This window comes from Terrabacter sp. P5_B1 (assembly GCF_056400505.1).
In genome coordinates this window covers 1-3,886 of sequence record NZ_JBFULD010000367.1, presented here as the reverse complement: position 1 = coordinate 3,886, position 3,886 = coordinate 1, and the positions used below count along the sequence as shown (strand labels likewise).

General features: G+C 72.8%; 5 protein-coding genes. 3 read left to right on the top strand and 2 right to left on the bottom strand.

Going from position 1 to position 3,886, the window contains the following annotated elements; genetic code table 11:
* The 3 genes from AC1DP0_RS19290 to AC1DP0_RS19280 all read left to right on the top strand — a co-directional run.
* Nucleotides 1-507, top strand: a 507-nt coding sequence (locus AC1DP0_RS19290) for a sensor histidine kinase (RefSeq protein ID WP_478087645.1), incomplete at its 5' end; no start/stop codon positions are given.
* A complete protein-coding gene (locus AC1DP0_RS19285) occupies nt 483-1,304 on the top strand; it encodes a response regulator (RefSeq protein WP_478087641.1) in 822 nt (273 codons plus the stop codon). The genes AC1DP0_RS19290 and AC1DP0_RS19285, both read left to right, overlap by 25 nt.
* A 396-nt stretch (nt 1,305-1,700) precedes the next feature.
* Nucleotides 1,701-2,108, top strand: coding sequence for an SLC13 family permease (locus AC1DP0_RS19280; protein ID WP_478087639.1), 408 nt, complete (start codon nt 1,701-1,703; stop codon nt 2,106-2,108).
* A gap of 51 nt (nt 2,109-2,159) precedes the next feature.
* Here AC1DP0_RS19280 and AC1DP0_RS19275 read toward each other — a convergent pair whose 3' ends face one another.
* Nucleotides 2,160-2,366, bottom strand: a complete 207-nt coding sequence (locus AC1DP0_RS19275) for a hypothetical protein (protein ID WP_478087637.1) — start codon at nt 2,364-2,366, stop codon at nt 2,160-2,162.
* 97 nt (nt 2,367-2,463) lie between these two features.
* A partial coding sequence (locus AC1DP0_RS19270) for a LuxR C-terminal-related transcriptional regulator (RefSeq protein WP_478087635.1) occupies nt 2,464-3,886 on the bottom strand: 1,423 nt, incomplete at its 5' end.

Here is a 3,886-nt window from a genome sequence, read left to right as displayed (position 1 = left end):
GTCGACCCCGCCGTGCGTGAGGCGCTCGGTCGAGCCATCGAGGACCTCGACGAGACGATCCGGCGGATCCGGACCGCCATCTTCACACTGCAGAAGCCGAAGTCGTCCATGGATCCCCGAGCCGTCCTGCTGGAGGTCGTGCGGTCCTCCACGGCAGGCCTCGGCTTCGAACCGACGCTGCGGCTCGAGGGGCCGGTGGCGACCGTGCTCGACCCTCCGCTGCTCCACGACGTCACAGCCGTGCTGCGAGAGTCGCTGACCAACGTCGTCAAGCATGCGAGCTGCTCGGCCGTCGACGTCCACGTGGTCGTGACCCCCACTGTCGTCACGGTCGAGGTCATCGACGACGGGTCCGCACCGGTGCCGAAGAGCGCCGCACCCGGTGGACGCCCCCACCGGGGCCTCGACAACCTGGCGAGCCGGGCGCGGGCCCGAAACGGTGAGTGCACGCTGACCACGGACGCGAGGGGAACGGTGCTGTCATGGAGCGCACGGCCGGGGAGGTGACGACGCCGATCACCGTCTTCCTGCTCGACGACCACGAGATCGTCAGGCGCGGGCTCGTCGACCTGCTCGAGTCGCACGACGACTTCCGGGTCGTCGGCGAGGCCGGGACCGCCGCCGAGGCGCTGCGGCGCATCCCCACGCTCTCGCCACAGGTCGCCCTGCTCGATGCTCGGCTGCCCGACGGGAGCGGCATCGACGTCTGCCGAGAAGTGCAGGTCAGCAGCCCCGGCACCCGCTGCCTCATCCTCACCTCCTACGACGACGACGACGCCCTGTTCGCCGCGGTCATGGCCGGCGCTGCGGGCTACCTGCTCAAGCAGATCCGTGGGCCCTCCCTGACCGAGGCCGTCGCCCACGTCGCCGCCGGGCACTCCCTCATCGACCCGGCCCTCGTCGAGCGGCTGCTGGAGCGCATCCGCCGCCCCGACACCGACCTGTCCTCCGGCTGGCGTGACAGTCATGGCCGCGGCAACGACAGCCACGGACGCCCGGGCCACGGCGGCCGTCCGGGCCACCAGGGACACGACGGCCGGGCGGACCCCTGGCCGGGCGCCCACTCCCTCACCGACCGCGAGCAGGAGATCCTCGACCTCATCGCGGAGGGCCTCACGAACCGCCAGATCGGCGCCCAGCTGCACCTGGCCGAGAAGACCGTCAAGAACTACGTCTCCGGGCTGCTCGCCAAGCTCGGCTTCGAGCGACGCACCCAGGCGGCTGTGTACGGCGCCCAGCACGCCGCCGAACCCGTCGACGGCCGGGGACGCCCGACACGGCATACGCCAGCAGACTCTCTGTAACGCACCGCCCTGAACAGCGATGATGGGAGTGGGACGGCACCCGATCCCCCGAGCGGGTGCCGTCTCGCCGTCCGCGGAGGCTCCGCGGCACGCGAGTCGACGCCATCGCCGCCCCTGACTGGTTGAAGAGCGACGATGCCGCCACCTGCCCAGTACCCACCGGGGCCCAGTCGAACGGTCTGATCTCATCGAGCCGTCCTGGCTGCACGAGCTGACCTGGCGCGCTCGTCCCCGTGCGCCCACGGCTTGCCGCCGCCTCGCAGTTCGTCCCGGTTCACCCCTCGTGGGTGACCGCGCCACACGCCGGCGCGCGGACGATGGGACCGTGACCCCGGTCACCACGAGCCTGGTCGTCCTCGGGGCACGGTCGCCCTCTTCGTCTRGAACCGCCTGCCCGTGGGTGCGGTGGCTGTCCTGTGCTGCCTCACGCTGCACGCGACCGGCCTCGTGGACGTGAGCACCGCGCTCTCCGGCAACGGCCGCCCCTACCTGCTGCTCGTCGCGCTCTTTGCCCTCACCGCCGTCGTGGGGCAGGTGATCAGCAACACGGCGACGGTGCTCATCGTCGTGCCGATCGCCGTCGCGGCGGCCCAGGAGAAAGGGGTCTCGGTGCAGCCGGTGCTCATGCCCGTGGCCGTCGCCGGAGCCTCGTCCCTGGTCACACCCATCGCCACCCCGGGCAACACGATGATCATGGGTCCCGGCGCCTACCGCTTCGGCGACTACTGGCGACTCGGCCTGCTGGTCATGCTGGTGTGGCTGGTCGTCGCCGTCGTGGTGATCCCTCTCGCGCGGCCGTTCTGACGGCTTCCGACTCGGCGGCGTGCTGGCGACGCCGCTCGGGAACCGCGGTCCTCAGTCCGGGAGCCGGCGCAGCTCGAGCAGCGTGAACCCGAGGTCCTGGAAGCGGTCGAGGATGCCGTGCAGGTGCGGAGCGTCGACGACGTCGCCGAACATGACCGAACCGGTGGTGCCGGTCGCGACGGTCGACTCCTCCAGCTCCGGGAACGCAGCGCGGGCGACGTCGGGGATCTGTTCGACCAGGATGAACTCGTAGCGCACGCCGCCCCTCCCTGCGTCGATCCGATGCCGAGGCTCCTGTCTCGATCGTGCCGCGCCTGCCCTGCCCGGGCGTCACCCCGGGCGGGTGAGCCGTGCGTCACAGGAGGCCCAGACGGCGCGCGGCGGCCACGGCATCGCGCCGGGACCCCACCCCGAGCTTCTGGAAGAGCGATCGCAGCTGGGTCTTGACCGTGTTGCGGCTCACGGCCCGGGCCGCGGCGATCTCGGCGACGGTGAGCAGGGAGGGCAGCTCGCGCAGCAGACTCAGCTCACGCCCGCTGAGGGCCACGTCGAGGACCGTACCGACCCGCACCTCCCCGATCGCACGCCCGTGTGCGCGCAGCTCGAGGACGAACGGCTCCAGCGCGCCGAAGCGGCCGGCGCCGGCCGTCAGGATGTCGGTGACTTCGGGTGCGACCTCGAGCACTAGGCGGAGGGCGCGTTGGGGCGCGGCCCGGGTCAGGGCGACGACGAGCTCCTCGTGGGCGACGGTCGGCTGGCCGTTGCGCTGGGCTGCCACCGCAGCGACGAGGTGCGCGGTGAGGGACACGCGCAGGGTGGACATCGAGGGGTCGGCCCCGAGGATCCGGGCAACCGCCGTCCGCGCCGCGGCATCGTCCCCGGCGTGCAGGTGGCGCAGACCCGCCATCGCCGCGACGTCGGCGTCCGCCCCGGGCAGGCCCGAGCACAGCTGCTCGACCTCGAGCGCGAGCCGGGGGAAGCCTGCCTGCAAGACGATCCGGTGGGCCCGGGACAGCTCCGCGACTGCCATGTGGGGAGTCATCGTCAGCTGCGCCACGGTGCCGGCACCTGCCATGACCTTGGCCGCAACGTCCTGTCGGGTCCCCGGCTGGTCGCCCGCCTCGACGAGGTCGAGGTTGGCGTCGAGCATCCGGGCCAGGCGCCCCAGCTGCTCCAGACCGCGAGCAGCCGTCGACATCCCGTCGGAGGCCCTGCCCGCCGCCGTATCGGTCAGCGCAGCGCCAGTCGTCGACGTGACCGCTGTCAGCAGCTCGAGCGCGGCCCGGTTGCGCTCACGCGCGGTGGCGTCGTCGAGGAGGTTGAAGGCCCCCCAACCGGCGAAGACGAGGGCGGGAACCAGCCGGGGTGCCCCCATCCACGGCGTCCCGCGCGCGTCGGCAAGGACATGCTCGGACCACGCCATCATGTCGACGAGGTCCTCCCGGCCCGCAGCCACGGAGGCCAGCCCCACCATGGCCTGCAGCGCCGGCAGCGGGTGGCCGGCCCTGCGCGCTGTCCGGAGGGCCGACCGGTAGGCGGCCCCCGCCTCGTCGAGACGCCCGGCACCGAGGAGGACGTCGCCGCTCGTCAGCTCGTCGAGCAGCGTCAGGTCGGTCTGGGCATGGGGCACCCGGCCGGCCGACAGCCCCTGGTCCGGCAGGTTCCGCACCGTGACGGCGTCGGACGGCAGGTCGCCCCCGACCGGCGGCAAGGTGCTGCTCGCGGGCGCCGACTCCTCGGACCAGGCCGTGAGGGTCGAGCTCAGCTCGGCGGCGAGC

Coding starts and splice junctions, on each gene's coding strand:
- AC1DP0_RS19285 (WP_478087641.1), top strand. CDS start 483: ATGGAGCGCACGGCCGGGGAGGTGACGACGCCGATCACCGTCTTCCTG.